Source organism: Microbacterium sp. NPDC064978 (genome assembly GCF_044543605.1).
Taxonomy (GTDB): domain Bacteria; phylum Actinomycetota; class Actinomycetes; order Actinomycetales; family Microbacteriaceae; genus Microbacterium; species Microbacterium meiriae.
Genome location: NZ_JBITWF010000003.1, coordinates 246,690 through 260,684, shown reverse-complemented (window position 1 = coordinate 260,684; position 13,995 = coordinate 246,690). Strand labels below are relative to the sequence as shown.

11 protein-coding genes and 1 tRNA gene are annotated in these 13,995 nt (G+C 70.1%); 2 read left to right on the top strand and 10 right to left on the bottom strand.

From position 1 onward, the window contains the following. The 6 genes from ACIGJI_RS11305 to ACIGJI_RS11280 form a co-directional block, all read right to left on the bottom strand. Complete coding sequence (locus tag ACIGJI_RS11305; protein WP_187662192.1) at positions 1 to 816, bottom strand: amino acid ABC transporter substrate-binding protein; 816 nt, start codon at positions 814 to 816, stop codon at positions 1 to 3. Positions 817 to 1,006: 190 nt separating this feature from the next. Continuing rightward, the gene (gene rplA, locus ACIGJI_RS11300; protein WP_025102336.1) at positions 1,007 to 1,696 is read right to left on the bottom strand and encodes a 50S ribosomal protein L1; all 690 of its coding nucleotides are present in this window, start codon (positions 1,694 to 1,696) and stop codon (positions 1,007 to 1,009) included. A gap of 11 nt (positions 1,697 to 1,707) precedes the next feature. Continuing rightward, positions 1,708 to 2,139: a 50S ribosomal protein L11 gene (rplK, locus tag ACIGJI_RS11295; protein WP_025102337.1), complete on the bottom strand. Its 432-nt coding sequence runs from the start codon at positions 2,137 to 2,139 to the stop codon at positions 1,708 to 1,710. Positions 2,140 to 2,444: 305 nt separating this feature from the next. After that, positions 2,445 to 3,479 (bottom strand): transcription termination/antitermination protein NusG, encoded by a 1,035-nt coding sequence (nusG, locus tag ACIGJI_RS11290; protein ID WP_025102338.1) that lies wholly within the window; start codon positions 3,477 to 3,479, stop codon positions 2,445 to 2,447. Between the two features lie 42 nt (positions 3,480 to 3,521). Continuing rightward, positions 3,522 to 3,794 (bottom strand): preprotein translocase subunit SecE, encoded by a 273-nt coding sequence (secE, locus tag ACIGJI_RS11285; RefSeq protein ID WP_025102339.1) that lies wholly within the window; start codon positions 3,792 to 3,794, stop codon positions 3,522 to 3,524. Between the two features lie 39 nt (positions 3,795 to 3,833). Continuing rightward, positions 3,834 to 3,906, bottom strand: a tRNA-Trp gene (locus ACIGJI_RS11280). A gap of 192 nt (positions 3,907 to 4,098) precedes the next feature. Between ACIGJI_RS11280 and ACIGJI_RS11275 the strand changes: the two genes are divergently transcribed. Continuing rightward, positions 4,099 to 5,919 carry an HSP90 family protein gene (locus tag ACIGJI_RS11275; protein ID WP_268776692.1) on the top strand — a complete coding sequence of 607 codons (1,821 nt, stop codon included), beginning with the start codon at positions 4,099 to 4,101 and terminating at the stop codon, positions 5,917 to 5,919. A gap of 28 nt (positions 5,920 to 5,947) precedes the next feature. Further along, on the top strand, positions 5,948 to 8,740 hold the full coding sequence (locus ACIGJI_RS11270) for a hypothetical protein (protein WP_363446789.1): 2,793 nt from the start codon (positions 5,948 to 5,950) through the stop codon (positions 8,738 to 8,740). 63 nt (positions 8,741 to 8,803) lie between these two features. On the opposite strand, the gene poxB is transcribed toward ACIGJI_RS11270, so the two are convergent. The 4 genes from poxB to ACIGJI_RS11250 all read right to left on the bottom strand — a co-directional run bounded on the left by poxB (position 8,804) and on the right by ACIGJI_RS11250 (position 13,986). Continuing rightward, a complete protein-coding gene (gene poxB, locus ACIGJI_RS11265; protein ID WP_363446787.1) occupies positions 8,804 to 10,528 on the bottom strand; it encodes a ubiquinone-dependent pyruvate dehydrogenase in 1,725 nt (574 codons plus the stop codon). A gap of 40 nt (positions 10,529 to 10,568) precedes the next feature. Further along, positions 10,569 to 11,006 (bottom strand): pyridoxamine 5'-phosphate oxidase family protein, encoded by a 438-nt coding sequence (locus tag ACIGJI_RS11260; RefSeq protein ID WP_187662196.1) that lies wholly within the window; start codon positions 11,004 to 11,006, stop codon positions 10,569 to 10,571. A gap of 123 nt (positions 11,007 to 11,129) precedes the next feature. Beyond that, positions 11,130 to 12,494, bottom strand: coding sequence for an NAD-dependent succinate-semialdehyde dehydrogenase (locus ACIGJI_RS11255; RefSeq protein ID WP_363446784.1), 1,365 nt, complete (start codon positions 12,492 to 12,494; stop codon positions 11,130 to 11,132). A gap of 25 nt (positions 12,495 to 12,519) precedes the next feature. After that, positions 12,520 to 13,986, bottom strand: a complete 1,467-nt coding sequence (locus ACIGJI_RS11250) for an NAD-dependent succinate-semialdehyde dehydrogenase (protein WP_187662198.1) — start codon at positions 13,984 to 13,986, stop codon at positions 12,520 to 12,522. Between the last annotated feature and the right edge of the window lie 9 nt (positions 13,987 to 13,995).

Sequence of the window (13,995 nt, the reverse complement as noted above, 5' to 3'; positions counted from 1 at the left end):
CTACTGCGAGACGTCCTCGCCGAAGTACTTCTCGCTGATCTCGGCCAGTGTGCCGTCGGCACGGAGCGTGTCGAGCGCCTCGTCGACCGCATCGACGAGCGCCTCCTTGTCCTTCGTGAACACAAAGGCCTGCTCGCCGGCGTCGTCGGTCTCCGCGGCGATCTTCAGGCCGGTCGGGCTGTTGGTCGTCTCGTAGTCGAGGAAGGTCAGCTTGTCGTTGACGGTGGCGTCCACCCGGCCCTGGCGGAGGAGCTCCACGGCCTGCGCCCAGCCCTCGACGCCCTCGACCTTGGCGCCGGACTCGGTGGCCAGCTCGTACCAGTTGCTCGTGAGGGACTGCGCCGTCGTCTTGCCCTCGAGGTCGTCGAACGACGAGATGGAGTCGTCGTCCTCCTTGACCACGATCACGCCGGGCGACACCGTGTACGGGGTGCTGAAGAGGTACTTGGCCTCGCGTTCGTCGTTGATCGACACCTGGTTCGCGATCACGTCGAAGCGGCCCGCGTCGAGACCCGCGAAGATCGCGTCCCACTGGGTCTCCTGGAACTCGACCTTCAGACCGAGCTCGTCGGCGACGGCCTGGATGATCTCGACGTCGTAGCCGGTGAGGTCGCCGGAGCCGCCGTCGCCGTGGAAGCTGAACGGCCGGTAGGTGCCCTCGGTCGCGACCGTCAGCGTGCCGTCCTTCACCAGGCCGAAGTCGGAGCCCGCGGCGCTCTCGCCGTCCGTGCTCGCGGGCGTGCTCGAACCGCTGCACGCGGTCAGGGCGGCGGCGGCGACGACGAGTGCGGTGACGGCGATGAGACGACGGGACATGGACCCTCCTGGGGTGAGAAGCGCGGGTGCGAGTTTACGCGACGACCGCGGGAACTCCCCCACAGTACGCGTCGCTCCGGGCGTTCCCCGCATCGGATGACGCCGGATGTCGCGGGCGGCCCGGGAACGCGGAACGCCCCCGGGCGGACCCGGGGGCGTTCGGTGCGACAGGTGCGAACCCGTCGACGCGTCAGATGGCGTTGACGTCCAGCGGGATGCCGGGGCCGAACGTGGTCGACACCGCACCCTTCTGGATGTAACGGCCCTTGGCGCTGGACGGCTTGAGGCGGACGATCTCCTCGAGAGCGGCGTCGATGTTCTCGTTCAGCTGCTCGGCCGAGAACGAGGCCTTGCCGATGACGAAGTGCACGTTGGCGTGCTTGTCGACGCGGAACTCGATCTTTCCGCCCTTGATCTCCTCGACGGCCTTGGCCGGGTTCGGGGTCACGGTGCCGGTCTTCGGGTTCGGCATCAGACCACGGGGACCGAGCACCTTGCCGAGACGGCCGACCTGGCCCATGAGCTCCGGGGTCGAGACCGCGGAGTCGAAGTTGGTCCAGCCGTCGGCGACCTTCTGGATGAGCTCGGCGCCGCCGACCTCATCGGCGCCGGCAGCGATCGCCGCCTCGGCCGCGGGGCCGGTGGCGAACACGATGACGCGGGCGGTCTTGCCGGTGCCGTGGGGGAGGATGACGGTGCCGCGCACCATCTGGTCCGCCTTGCGCGGGTCGACGGCGAGCTTCAGCGCGACCTCGACGGTCGAGTCGAACTTCGCCGAACCGGTCTCCTTCGCGAGCGCGACGGCCTCGGACGGCGTGTAGAAACGGTCTGCCTCGATCTTCTCGGCGGCAGCCTTGTAAGCCTTGGACTTGGTAGCCATGATTATTCTCCTCAGCCCTCGACCGTGATGCCCATGGAACGGGCGGTGCCGGCGATGATCTTCGAGGCGGCCTCGATGTCGTTCGCGTTCAGGTCGGCCTGCTTCTGCTCGGCGATCTGACGGACCTGGTCCTTGGTGATCTTGCCGACCTTGACGGTGTGCGGGGTGGCCGAAGCCTTCTGCACGCCGGCGGCCTTCTTGATGAGCTCCGCCGCGGGCGGGGTCTTCAGGACGAAGGTGAAGCTGCGGTCCTCGTAGACGGTGATCTCGACGGGGATGACGTTGCCACGCTGCGACTCGGTCGCGGCGTTGTACGCCTTGCAGAACTCCATGATGTTGACGCCATGCTGACCGAGCGCGGGGCCGATCGGCGGCGCCGGGTTGGCGGCACCGGCGTTGATCTGAAGCTTGATCAGGCCGGTCACCTTCTTCTTCGGTGCCATTCTCTTTCCTTTCCTCGAGGCGGATGCGAGCATCCGCTTCTCCCACGGCTCCGGCCTCTCCGGCCCGTGGTCGTCTGCGCGCCCTTCGACAAGCTCAGGGACCCCAGCGGGCTATCGCACAAACCACGTAAGTCTACCTGATCACTCCCCCACTCGCGAGCCGGCCCCTCGAGTGCGAGCCGGCCCCGTGCGTGCGTCCGCAAAGGGCCGGGAGGCACGGAACGGGGTGGGTCGGGGAAGAGAAGACGGCCGCCCCGGAAGGGACGGCCGTTCTCGTGCACTTCGGCGGGCTCAGTGACCCGCGGTCAGATCATCTTGGTGACCTGGTCGAACGACAGCTCGACCGGGGTCTCGCGCTCGAAGAGCGAGACGAGGACCGTGAGCTTGCCGCTCTCCGGCTTGATCTCGCTGATCGAACCGGGAAGACCCGCGAACGAGCCCTCCTTGATCGTGATGGTCTCGCCGACCTCGAAGTCGACCTCGGCGGGAAGCGGACGGGCGACGGCGACGCCGCCCTTGGCCGCGATGTTCTTGGCGGTCGGGACGTCCTTGACCTCGACGAGGGACTTCAGCATGTTGAAGGCCTCTTCGAAGCGCAGCGGCGTCGGGTTGTGGGCGTTGCCCACGAAGCCGGTGACGCCGGGGGTGTGCCGCACGACCGACCAGGTGTCCTCCGTGAGCTCCATGCGCACCAGCACGTAGCCGGGGATGCGCACGCGGGTGACCATCTTGCGCTGGCCGTTCTTGATCTCGACGACGTCCTCCATCGGGACCTCGACCTGGTAGATCTCGTCCTCGACCTCGAGCGTCGACTTGCGCTGCTCGATGTTCGCCTTGACCTTGCGCTCGAAGCCGGCGTACGAGTGGATGACGTACCACTTGCCGGGGAGCATGCGCAGGTCCATGCGGAAGGCCTCGTACGGGTCTTCCTCGGAAGCCGACTCGTCCTCGTCGGACTCGGCGGCCGGACGGTCGTCCTCGCCGTTCACGTCGGGCCCCTCGTAGGGAGTGACCTCGTCGGCGGCCTCGGCCTCCTGCTCCGCGACCTCTTCGGCCACGGAATCGTTGAGGACCTCGGCGGCGGCTTCGGACTCCGCGGCTTCGTCCAGGTTCAGAGCGTCGTTCACGATGGCGTCCGCCTCCGGGTCGTCGATGTCGATGTCGATGTCTTCCGTCTCCTGCTCGCCGTCCTCGTCCTCGACGTGGACCGCGACGTGCTCGGCAGAGGTGACCGAGAGCTCCTCGGCGGCGAGCACGTTGCCCTCCTGGGCCTCGTCCTCCTCGCTGGACTGCTCTGCGGCGGTCGCCCAGTCGGCGTCGTCGGAATATCGTTCAGACACGTTGCTTCTTCTCCATAGCTGCGGCCGATGCCGCGGGGGTCATCAGCCAGGGATTCCGAACACGTAGTGCGTCAGGAGCCCGAAGACGTAGTCGAGACCGTAGACGATGCCCATGACGATCAGGACGAAGACGAGCACCACACCCGTGAACTTGAAAAGCTCCTTGCGGGTCGGGGTGACGACCTTGCGCAGTTCGGCGATGACCTGGCGGATGAACAGGGCGATGCCCCCGAAGAACCGGGAGAAGGGGTTGCCCTTCTTCTGGCGCGTGGCGCCGGCCGCGACGACGTCGCCGCGCGGTTCGTCCTGATCCATCCTGAATGTACCTTTCGTGTGTCAGCGTGCGCTGACGCGCAGGGCGGACAGGAATCGAACCTGCAACCTGCGGTTTTGGAGACCGCTGCTCTGCCAATTGAGCTACCGCCCTAGAGACCCGGAGATCTCGGGGATGCCCTCCCCACCCTGCCACCGGCCGATGTCGAAGACGCCAGGCACGGCGAAAGAATGCAGAGAACAACTGCTCACCAAGCATACGGCATCGATCCCGTGGTGCCGAACAGGAAGCGGAACCCGCGTTGTTGCTAGGCTCGGCGGGCGGACGAAGCAGGAAGGGACGCATGTGAGTGGGGATGTGCAGCAGTTCCAGGTGGATCTGCGCGGAGTCGTCGACCTGCTCAGCAGGCACATCTACTCCAGTCCCCGGGTCTATCTGCGGGAACTGCTCCAGAACGCGCGGGACGCGATCGCGGCGCGCCGCGAGGTCGACGGGGGCGGAGGCCGCATCCGCATCACGCCGCTCACCGCACAGACGGGCGAGTTCGTGCTCCGCGATGACGGGGTGGGGCTGACCGCGGCCGAGGTCGCCGATCTCCTCGCGACCGTCGGGCGCAGCTCCAAGCGGGACATCTTCGACCTCCCCCGGAGCGACTTCCTCGGCCAGTTCGGCATCGGGCTGCTGAGCTGCTTCATGGTCGCCGACACCATCGTCATCCGCTCCCGCAGCGCCAGAGGCGGCTCCGCGGTGGAGTGGACGGGCAGCGCCGACGGCACCTTCCGGGTCGCGGAGATCGATGACGACCTGCCGATCGGCACCAGCGTGCACCTCGTGCCGCGCTTCGACGCCGACGAGCTGCTGCGACCGGCCGCCGTGCACGAGCTCGCGACCACGTTCGGGGAGTTCCTGCCCGTGCGGGTGACCATCGATGCGACCGGCGGGGACATCGACGTGACCCGCGAGGCGCCCTTCCTCGACCCCGCCGCCGACGTCGAAGCGGCCGTGCAGTACGGCCGCGACCTGCTCGGTGCGGCGCCGCTGGACGTGATCCCGCTGACCGAGCCGGCGACCGGGACGCAGGGCCTGGCATACGTCCTGCCCTTCGCTCCTCCGCCCGGCGCCCGGCAGGCGACCCGCATGTATCTGGGCCGCATGCTGCTGTCGGAACGCGTCGACGACGTGCTGCCCGACTGGGCGTTCTTCGTGCGCGCCGTCATCGACTCCACCGGCCTCGCACCGACCGCGAGCCGCGAATCCCTCGTCGAGGACACGGCGCTGGAGCACGTCCGCGAACAGCTCGGCGCCGGGATCCGCCGCTGGGTGCTCGAACTCGGACTGCGTGAACCGCATCGCCTCGCCCAGTTCGTCGCCGTGCACGAGGTCGGCCTCAAGTCCCTGGTGCGACACGACGAGGAGCTCGCGCGCTTCATCACCCGCTGGCTCACGGTGGAGACCACGCACGGCACGCTGCGGATCGGCGAGCTCGTGGAGCGGTACCCGCACGTGCGCTACGCCCAGACGGTCGACGAGTTCCGCCAGGTGGCCGGGATCTCGCCGTCCGACGAGGTCCTCGTCAACGGCGGCTACCTCTACGACGCCGACCTGATCCGGCTGCTCCCCGACCTCTACCCGCAGGTCACGGTCGAGAAGGTCGACGTGACCGGGGAGCTCGATCGCCTCGACCCGCCGCCGCTGGACGACCGGGACATCGCGATGGCGCTGGAGTCCCGCGCCGGCGCCGTCCTGCAGTCCTCGGACTGCGCCGTGGTCGTCCGGGCGATCGACCGCCCGGAGCTGACCGGACTGTACGTGGCGGACCCCGAGGTGCTGCGGACGATCGACCGCGGGCGCACCAAGGGCATCGCGAGCACGCTCTGGGGCGGGGTGCTCGACCGCATCGACCAGACGCTCTCCTCGTCGCGGGACGACGACCTCACGGCGCGACTGTGCCTGAACTGGTCGAACCGCGTCGTCCGGGCCCTCGTCCGCGTCGAGGACGACGCCGTCTTCGCACGCACCGTCCAGCTGCTCTACATCCAGGCGCTTCTCGCGGGGCACCACCCCCTCTCGGACGCCGATCGGGCGCTCATGACCAGCGCCCTCTCCGACCTCGTCTCACTCTCCGCCGGTATCGAGGGGGACACTCTCCCCTTCGACGCGCGCTGACACCCCCCGACTACCCGAAGGGCCCTCCATGGCACGTCCGAAGAAGCGCTTCCAGCAGCTCATCGAGGAGATCGATCGCACCCCGTGGGGCCCGGCGGAGCAGGCCCTCGTGGCGGAGGCGGTCGCGCTGGCCATCGAGATCGGCGACGAACGGCTGGAATACGAGGCCCGGATGCGGCAGACCGCGTCGGCGAACATGGTCGGCGCCACCGACGTCATGCTGAACTCCTTCGCCTGGTGCCTCGCGCATCACGACGCCGACCCGCAGCGGTTCCCCGCCGACCTCGACAACGGCGGCGCCGACCTGATGTGGCAGTTCAAGTGGATGGCGTCTTCGCTGCGCTCCTCCCCCGCCTTCTCGCAGGAGCAGATCGCCGCGGTGCTCGACGACATGGAGTCGCACTACCGTGCCGCAGGACTCGGCCTCAGCGGCGTGCTGACCGCCCGCTTCGACGACGCCTGGGACGCCGGCCGGTTCGACGCCGCCGAAGCCCTCCGCGTGCAGCTCGAGGCAACGCCGCGCGACGAGCACAGCCACTGCGACGCGTGCAGCCGCAGCCAGTTCGCGGGATTCTTCGCGGAGACCGATCGCGACGCCGACGCCATCCGGCTCGTCGAGGAGATGATCGAGGGCGGTTTCTCCTGCGGCGAGGAGCCGGAGCACGCGCTCTCCCGCGTCCTCCTCCCGTACCTCCGCGCCGGACGCACGGAAGATGCGAAGACCGCGCACCTGCGCAGCTACCGACTGGCCAAGGACAACCCCGACAACCTGCGCATCGTGGCGAACAACATCGTGTTCGCCGCGATCACCGGCAACGAGGCGCGGGCGCTGGCCCTGATCGAGAAGCACGTCGCGTGGCTCGCCCACGACGGCCTCAACGTCGACGCGCACTTCGCCGCCCTCACGGCGTTCGCGGTCGCTCTCGACCGCGTCACCGCCGCCGGCCACGGCGACACCCCGGTCCGCGGTGCCGACGCCCCTGCACTCGTGCCGCTGCTCGGGGCCCACGACGGCCCGTGGAGCGCCGCCGACCTGGCAGCGACCGCCTGGTCGACGGCGGAGCGCATCGGCGCGGACTTCGACGAGCGGGACGGCACCGACGGCCACGCCCGCAGCCTCGCCCGGATGCGCGCTCTCGCCGACGAGCGCTACGACGTCCCGATCCGCTCCGATGCGTTCGTCGCGCCGACCCCGGCCGCCACTCCGGCGGATCCGGAGGCCTGGTACGAGCGGGCGATGCAGCTCGCGCAGTTCGGCGCCGAGCAGGAGACCCTCGCCGCGCTCCCGCACGCCCTGGAGGTCGACGACGCCGCCCAGCGCGCGCAGCTCCTGTCGATGCACCTCGGCATCCTCGTCGCGCTCGATCGCGTGGACGAGGCCGAGCGCCTCCTCCCCGAGCGGATCGCCGCCCTGCGGGCCGCAGGGAACGACGCGCAGGCCGACCTCGAGGAGCGTCTGAAGCTCGCGACCTTCGGGCTGCACACCGACGAGACCATGGCGGCGCTCGAAGAGGAGTTGGCCGCGGCCGACCGTCTGCCGGCCTGGTCGCGCGGCGACCTGGCCATCAGCCGCGCGTCGCTGCACCTCAGGGCCGAGGAGCCGGACGCGGCCCTCGACCTCGCCGAGCTCGCGGCCCGCTCGTTCGCGGAGGCGGAGGACACCAGGCTGTCCAACACGACCACCCTCGTGGCGATCGGCGCCGTGCTGAGCAAGGGCGACCTCGACGCCGGCCGCACGCTCCTCGACCGCTTCCTCGCCCAGGACGACCTGTCCGCCGGTCATCGGGCCCACGCGCTGCAGACTCGGGCCCGCGTGCGGGGCGGCACGGGCGCGTACCAGGATGGGGCGACGGACGCCGACGAGGTGTGCCGGCTGCTCGCCGAGCTCGGCGCCACGCGGGCTCTCGCCGACGCCCATGTGCTCGCGGGCGCGCTCTGGGAGGACGCAGAGGAGCCCGAGAAGGCCGTCGCCCGCTACCGTCTGGCTGCTCGGCTGCAGGATGACGGCGATCGCACCGGCGTGGACTTCCGGTTGGCCAGGGCGATGCTCCGCGCGGGAGACGCCGAGGAGGCCGCGGAGCTCTTCGGCGACGTGCTCCAGCGCGAGGAGGACGCCGAGACGCCCGCCGGCTCCCGTGCCATGACGGCCTCTCTCCTCGCCCGGTCTCTCGCCGAGTCCGGAGAGTTCGGCCAGGCGGTCGGAGCACACGGCTACGCCGCCGAGTTGTTCGGACAGGCGGAGGCGCACGCGGACCAGGCCATGGCCATGACGGAGCAGGCGAAGATCCTCGCCCGCTTCGAGGAGCACGACGACGCCGTGCGGCTGCTGGAGGGCGCAGCGGAGATCGCTCGTCGCGCCCCCGAGGCCGTCGGCGCACTGTCCGAGGTGCTGCACAGCCTCGGCCAGGCCTACGGCGGTCGCGGCGACGAGCGCGCCTTCCCCCTCTTCGACGAGGTCGCCGCGCTCGCCCAGGAGCATGAAGCCGGCTGGCTGCTCGCCGACGTGACCGACTCCCGCGGCCGCGCCCTGGCCCAGCTCGGCCGGATCGACGAGTCCGTCGCCGCCGCCCTCACTGCCGCCGATGGTTTCGCCGCGCTCGGGGATCAGGGCGCCGCCGGGAGCTCGGAACTGTTCGCGGGGCGCGTCCTCGCGGGGAACGACCGTCCGGCCGACGCCGTACCCGCCTACCGGAGCGCCCTGGACCATGCCGAGAGCTTCCCGCCGCTGCGTCAGGTCGCGGCACTGGAGCTCGGCGATGTGCTGGAGGCACTGGGACGGCACGCCGAGGCCGCAGAGGTCAGGGCCCTCGTCGAGAGCTGACACGCCGCCGGCTCGGGATCCACAGGGGGTCCCGAGCCGGCGTCGTCGCGGTGGTGAGCCGCGTCAGAACAGCTGACGCCAGTTCGCCCGTGCGAGGTCGAGCAGCTCGTCCCCGCGGCCCGACATGACCGTGCGGATCGCGTAGAGCGCGAAGCCCCTGACCTGCGCGGCCTCGATCGCCGGCGGCATGGACAGCTCCTGGCGCTCGGTCACGACGTCGAGCAGCGCGGGACCGTCGTGCGCGAGGACCTCCCGGACGGCGTCCGGCAGATCCTCGCTGCGCTCCACCCGACGGGCGAAGATGCCCATGGCCTCGGCGATCGCCGCGAAGCTCGGGTTGTCGAGCCCCGTGCCGTAGGTGACGAAGCCGGCGGCCTTCATCTCCAGCTCCACGAAGTTCAGCGATGAATTGTTCACCACGATCGTCTTGACCGGGAGACCGTTCTGGGTGAGCGTGAGCAGCTCGCCGAGCATCATCGCGAGGCCGCCGTCGCCGGCGAGCGCCACGACCTGACGATCCGGATGGGCGACCTGCGCGCCGATGCCGTGCATCAGGGCGTTCGCCATCGAGCCGTGCGTGAACGACCCGATCAGCCGGCGTCCCTCGGTCATGGACAGGTAGCGCGCGGCCCAGACCGTTGGCGAGCCCACGTCGGCAGTGAAGATCGCGTCGTCGGCGGCGTACTCGTCCAGGAGGCGTGCCAGGTACTGCGGGTGGATGGGGCGTGCGCCCTTCGCCGGCACCGCGAGCTCGTCGAGCTTCTTCCGCGTCTTCCGGTAGTGGGCCACGGCGTCGTCGAGGTGGCCGCGGTCGTCCTTCCGGGCGAGACGGGGCAGCAGGGCCTCGGCGGTCGCCTTCACGTCGCCGACGAGCCCGAGGTCGAGCGGGTGCCGCTTGCCGAGCTGCGAGCCGCGGATGTCGACCTGGATGGTGGTCGCGTGCTCCGGGTAGAACTGCTCGTACGGGAAGTCGCTGCCGAGGACGAGGAGCGTGTCCGCCGCCTCCATCGCCCGAAAGCCCGACGCGAATCCGAGCAGCCCCGTCATGCCGACGTCGAACGGGTTGTCGTACTCGATGAACTCCTTGCCGCGCAGCGCGTGGACGATGGGGGCACCGAGTGCGTCGGCGAGCGCGATCACCTCGTCGTGCGCGCCCTCCACGCCGGCCCCGGCGAGGATGGTGACCTTCTTGGCCGCGTTCAGCATGGTCGCGGCCTTCTCCAGCTCCGGACCGCTGGGCTGGATCAGCGGGCGGGTGCGCTCGATCACCACGGCGCGGTCGTCCGCGATCTCGGACAGCGCCACATCACCGGGGATCACGAGGACCGCGACGCCGCGCTGCTCGATGGCCGCGCGCATGGCGATCTCCATCAGCCGCGGCATCTGCGACGGGTCCGCGACGTATTCGACGTACACGCTGCACTCGCGGAACAGCTCCTGCGGATGCGTCTCCTGGAAGTATCCGGTGCCGATCTCGACGGTGGGGATGTGGGCGGCGATGGCCAGCACCGGCACCCGGGAGCGCTGCGCGTCGTACAGGCCGTTGATGAGGTGCAGGTTGCCGGGGCCGCATGAACCCGCCACGACGGCGAGGTCCCCGGTGGTGCCGGCGTCGGCCGCGGCGGCGAAGGCGGCGGACTCCTCGTGGCGCACGTGCACCCAGCGGATCCGGCCGTCCTTGCGGAGGGCGTCCGTGAGTCCGTTCAGGGAGTCGCCCGGGATGCCGTAGACCCGGTCGACTCCGTTGGCGTTCAGAGTCTTGACGATGTTCTCAGCGACGTTGGCCATACCCCGACCCTACGCCCGCCGAGGCCTCCCCGGGCCGGGCTCAGTACTCCTGCGGCCCGTCCCGGTCGGGCTCCGGATCGCGCCGGAACGCACGGCCGGAGACCGATGTCGGCGCGATGCGCACGTACACGCGCTTGTCGGTCGGGATCCACGGGCGCAGACCCGCCGCCTCCGCCCGCTCGATGTCGGCGTCGGTCTCCAGAGCCTCCGCACGTCCGCGCACGATGACACTCCAGGCCGCGGTGTCCGTGTGGTCGTCGACCTCGAAGAGCACGTCGGCGGTGACCGTCAGCTCGAACAGCTTGCTCCCGGGGGCGGTGCGGAACAGCAGGCCTTCGCCGTCCACGGCATAGTTCACGGGGAAGATGTCGATGGTGTCGCCGACCCGGGTCACGAGCCGCCCGAGCTCCTGGCTGCGCAGGTGCTCCCAGCTCTGCTCCGCGGTGAGGGTCTGGACCGGATCCGTGTGCGCGCTCATGCCGCCATTGTGCCTCGTCCGTCCTCGACGCGCACCCCCGTCGACCCGGCCCCTCTCGTGCGAGCGGCCCCCTTGCGTACGCACGCAAGGGGGCCGCTCGGCCGCAAGGGGGTGGGTCGACGATCAGCCGATGCGGATCAGCTTCTTGTTGACGAACTCGTCGGCGGCGAGGTGGCCCAGCTCGCGTGCCGTGCCGCTGCGCTTGATGCCGCCGAACGGGAGCTCCGGGCTGTCGGCGAGCACGAGGTTCACGTAGACCATGCCCGCCTCGATCCTGTCGGCCACCCGCTCCGCCTGCGCCTCGTCCGTCGTGAAGACGTAGGAGCCGAGGCCGAACGTGGTGTCGTTGGCCAGCGCGACCGCCGCGTCCTCGTCCGCGACGCGGTACACGACCGCCGCGGGACCGAACAGCTCCTCGCGGTAGACGTCCATCTCCGGGGTCACGTCGGCGAGCACGGTCGGCGCGAAGAACGCCCCGTCGCGCGTACCGCCCGTGAGCAGCGTCGCGCCCTGGGCCACGGCCGTGTCGATCTGCTTCTGCAGGTTCTCCGCCGCCGCCTCCGACGAGACCGGGCCGAGGACCGTGTCGTCGAGCGTGGGGTCGGTCGCCTCGACGGCCGCCATCGCCGCCGTGAACTTCTCCACGAACGCGTCGTAGAGGTCGTCGACGATGATGAAGCGCTTGGCGCCGTTGCATGCCTGACCGTTGTTGTCGAGCCGCGCGTCGACACCCGCCTGCACGGTGGTGTCGAGGTCGTCGGTGGAGAGCACGATGAACGGGTCGGACCCGCCCAGCTCCAGCGCGACCTTCTTGAGGTTGCGCCCCGCCACCTCGGCGACCGCGGCGCCGGCGCGCTCGGAGCCGGTCAGCGACACCCCCTGCACCCGCCGGTCCGCGATCATGGCCGCGATCTGGTCGTTCGTCGCGAGCACGTTCTGGTACGCGCCCTTCGGGAAGCCGGCGTCGTGGTAGATCGCCTCGATCGCGCTCGACGACTCCGGGCACTGCGGCGCGGGCTTCAGCAGGATCGTGTTGCCGACGATCAGGTTCGGCGCCGCGAAGCGCACGATCTGGTAGGCCGGGAAGTTCCACGGCATGATGCCCACGAGCGGTCCCAGCGAGGAGCGGCGGATGATCGCCGACCCCTCCCCGAGGATCTTGATGGGCTGGTCGGCCATGATGTCCTCGGCCTGGTCCGCGTAGTACTCGGCGATGTCGGCGGCGAAGTCGACCTCGCCGAGTGCGGCATCCCGGGGCTTGCCCATCTCGCGCACGAAGATGTCGGCCAGCTCCTCGCGGCGTTCGCGGTGCAGCTCGGCCGCACGGCGCAGCAGCGCGGCACGGTCGGCGACCGTGGTGGAGCGCGACCACTCGCGGTGGGCCTCGTCCGCGGCGGCGACGGCCTCCTCGATCTGCGCGTCGGTGAACGTGTCGTACGACGCCAGGGTCTCGCCGGTGGCGGGGTTGACGACGGCGTAGTCGGTCATGTCTCTCCTCCTCTTGCCGTGCCGGTCAGGAGACCGGGATCAGCGTGTACTTGGTGGACAGGTATTCGTGGATGCCCTCGAAGCCGCCCTCGCGGCCGACGCCGGACTGCTTGACGCCGCCGAAGGGAGCCGCCGCATTCGAGACGACACCCACGTTGAGACCCATCATGCCCGTCTCCAGCGCGTCGATCATCCGCTGACCGCGCTGCAGGTTCTCGGTGAACACGTAGGAGACCAGGCCGTACTCGGTGTCGTTGGCGAGACGCACGGCCTCGTCCTCCGTCTCGAAGGTCGCGATCGCGAGCACCGGGCCGAAGATCTCCTCGCGGAGGATCGCGGAACCGGGGACGACGTCGGTGAGGACCGTGGGCTCGTAGAACGTGCCGGTGCCCTCGAGCGCCTTGCCGCCCGCGAGCAGGGTCGCGCCGCGCTCGACGGCGTCGTCGACGAGCTCGCCGGCCTTGGCCACGGCGTCCTCGTCGATGAGCGGGCCGATCGCCACGCCGTCCTCCGTGCCGCGACCGATCTTCATGCCGTTGACGCGCTCGGTGACGCGCTTGGCGAACTCGCCCGCGACGTCCTTGTGCACGATGAAGCGGTTCGCCGCCGTGCAGGCCTGACCGATGTTGCGGAACTTCGCGGCCAGCGCGCCCTCCACGGCCTTGTCCAGGTCCGCGTCGTCGAACACGACGAACGGGGCGTTGCCGCCGAGCTCCATCGACACCCGGAGCACGCCCTCGGCGGCCTGCGCGATGAGCTTGCGGCCGACCTCGGTCGATCCGGTGAAGGAGAGCTTGCGCAGGCGCGGGTCCGCGATGATCGGCGCCGACAGGGCACTCGACTTCGAGGTCTGCACCACGTTGACGACACCCTTGGGCAGACCGGCCTCTTCGAGCAGCGTCGTGAAGAAGATGGTCGTGAGCGGCGTGAGTGCCGGGGGCTTGATCACCACGGTGCAGCCGGCGGCGAGGGCCGGGGCGATCTTGCGCGTGGCCATAGCGAACGGGAAGTTCCACGGCGTGACGAAGAACGACGGTCCCACGGGGCGCTGCGACACGATCATGTGACCGGTTCCCTCGGGGTTCAGGCCGTAGCGGCCGCTGATGCGCACGGCCTCCTCGCTGAACCAGCGGAGGAACTCGCCGCCGTAGGCGACCTCGCCGCGGGCCTCGGCGAGGGGCTTGCCCATCTCGAGCGTCATCAGCAGCGCGAGGTCCTCCTTGCGCTCCTGCACGAGGTCGAACGCCCGGCGGAGGATCTCCCCGCGCACGCGCGGCGCGGTCGCGGCCCACTCGTCCTGTGCGGCGACGGCGGCGTCGAGCGCCCGGATGCCGTCAGCGGGGGTGGCGTCGGCGATCGTGCGGATCACCTGGTTGGTCGAGGGGTCCTTGACGTCGAAGGTCGCGCCGGTCTCCCCCTCGATCCACTCCCCGCCGATGAAGAGGCCGGTGGGGATGCTGTCGAGCAGCGCCTGCTCGTTCTGAGTGCTCATGGATTCTCT

Bases quoted from the DNA above. Each gene is read 5' to 3' on its own strand.
- ACIGJI_RS11305 (WP_187662192.1), bottom strand. From the start codon at position 816: ATGTCCCGTCGTCTCATCGCCGTCACCGCACTCGTCGTCGCCGCCGCC.
- rplA (WP_025102336.1), bottom strand. From the start codon at position 1,696: ATGGCTACCAAGTCCAAGGCTTACAAGGCTGCCGCCGAGAAGATCGAG.
- rplK (WP_025102337.1), bottom strand. From the start codon at position 2,139: ATGGCACCGAAGAAGAAGGTGACCGGCCTGATCAAGCTTCAGATCAAC.
- secE (WP_025102339.1), bottom strand. From the start codon at position 3,794: ATGGATCAGGACGAACCGCGCGGCGACGTCGTCGCGGCCGGCGCCACG.
- ACIGJI_RS11270 (WP_363446789.1), top strand. From the start codon at position 5,948: ATGGCACGTCCGAAGAAGCGCTTCCAGCAGCTCATCGAGGAGATCGAT.
- poxB (WP_363446787.1), bottom strand. From the start codon at position 10,528: ATGGCCAACGTCGCTGAGAACATCGTCAAGACTCTGAACGCCAACGGA.
- ACIGJI_RS11260 (WP_187662196.1), bottom strand. From the start codon at position 11,006: ATGAGCGCGCACACGGATCCGGTCCAGACCCTCACCGCGGAGCAGAGC.
- ACIGJI_RS11255 (WP_363446784.1), bottom strand. From the start codon at position 12,494: ATGACCGACTACGCCGTCGTCAACCCCGCCACCGGCGAGACCCTGGCG.
- ACIGJI_RS11250 (WP_187662198.1), bottom strand. From the start codon at position 13,986: ATGAGCACTCAGAACGAGCAGGCGCTGCTCGACAGCATCCCCACCGGC.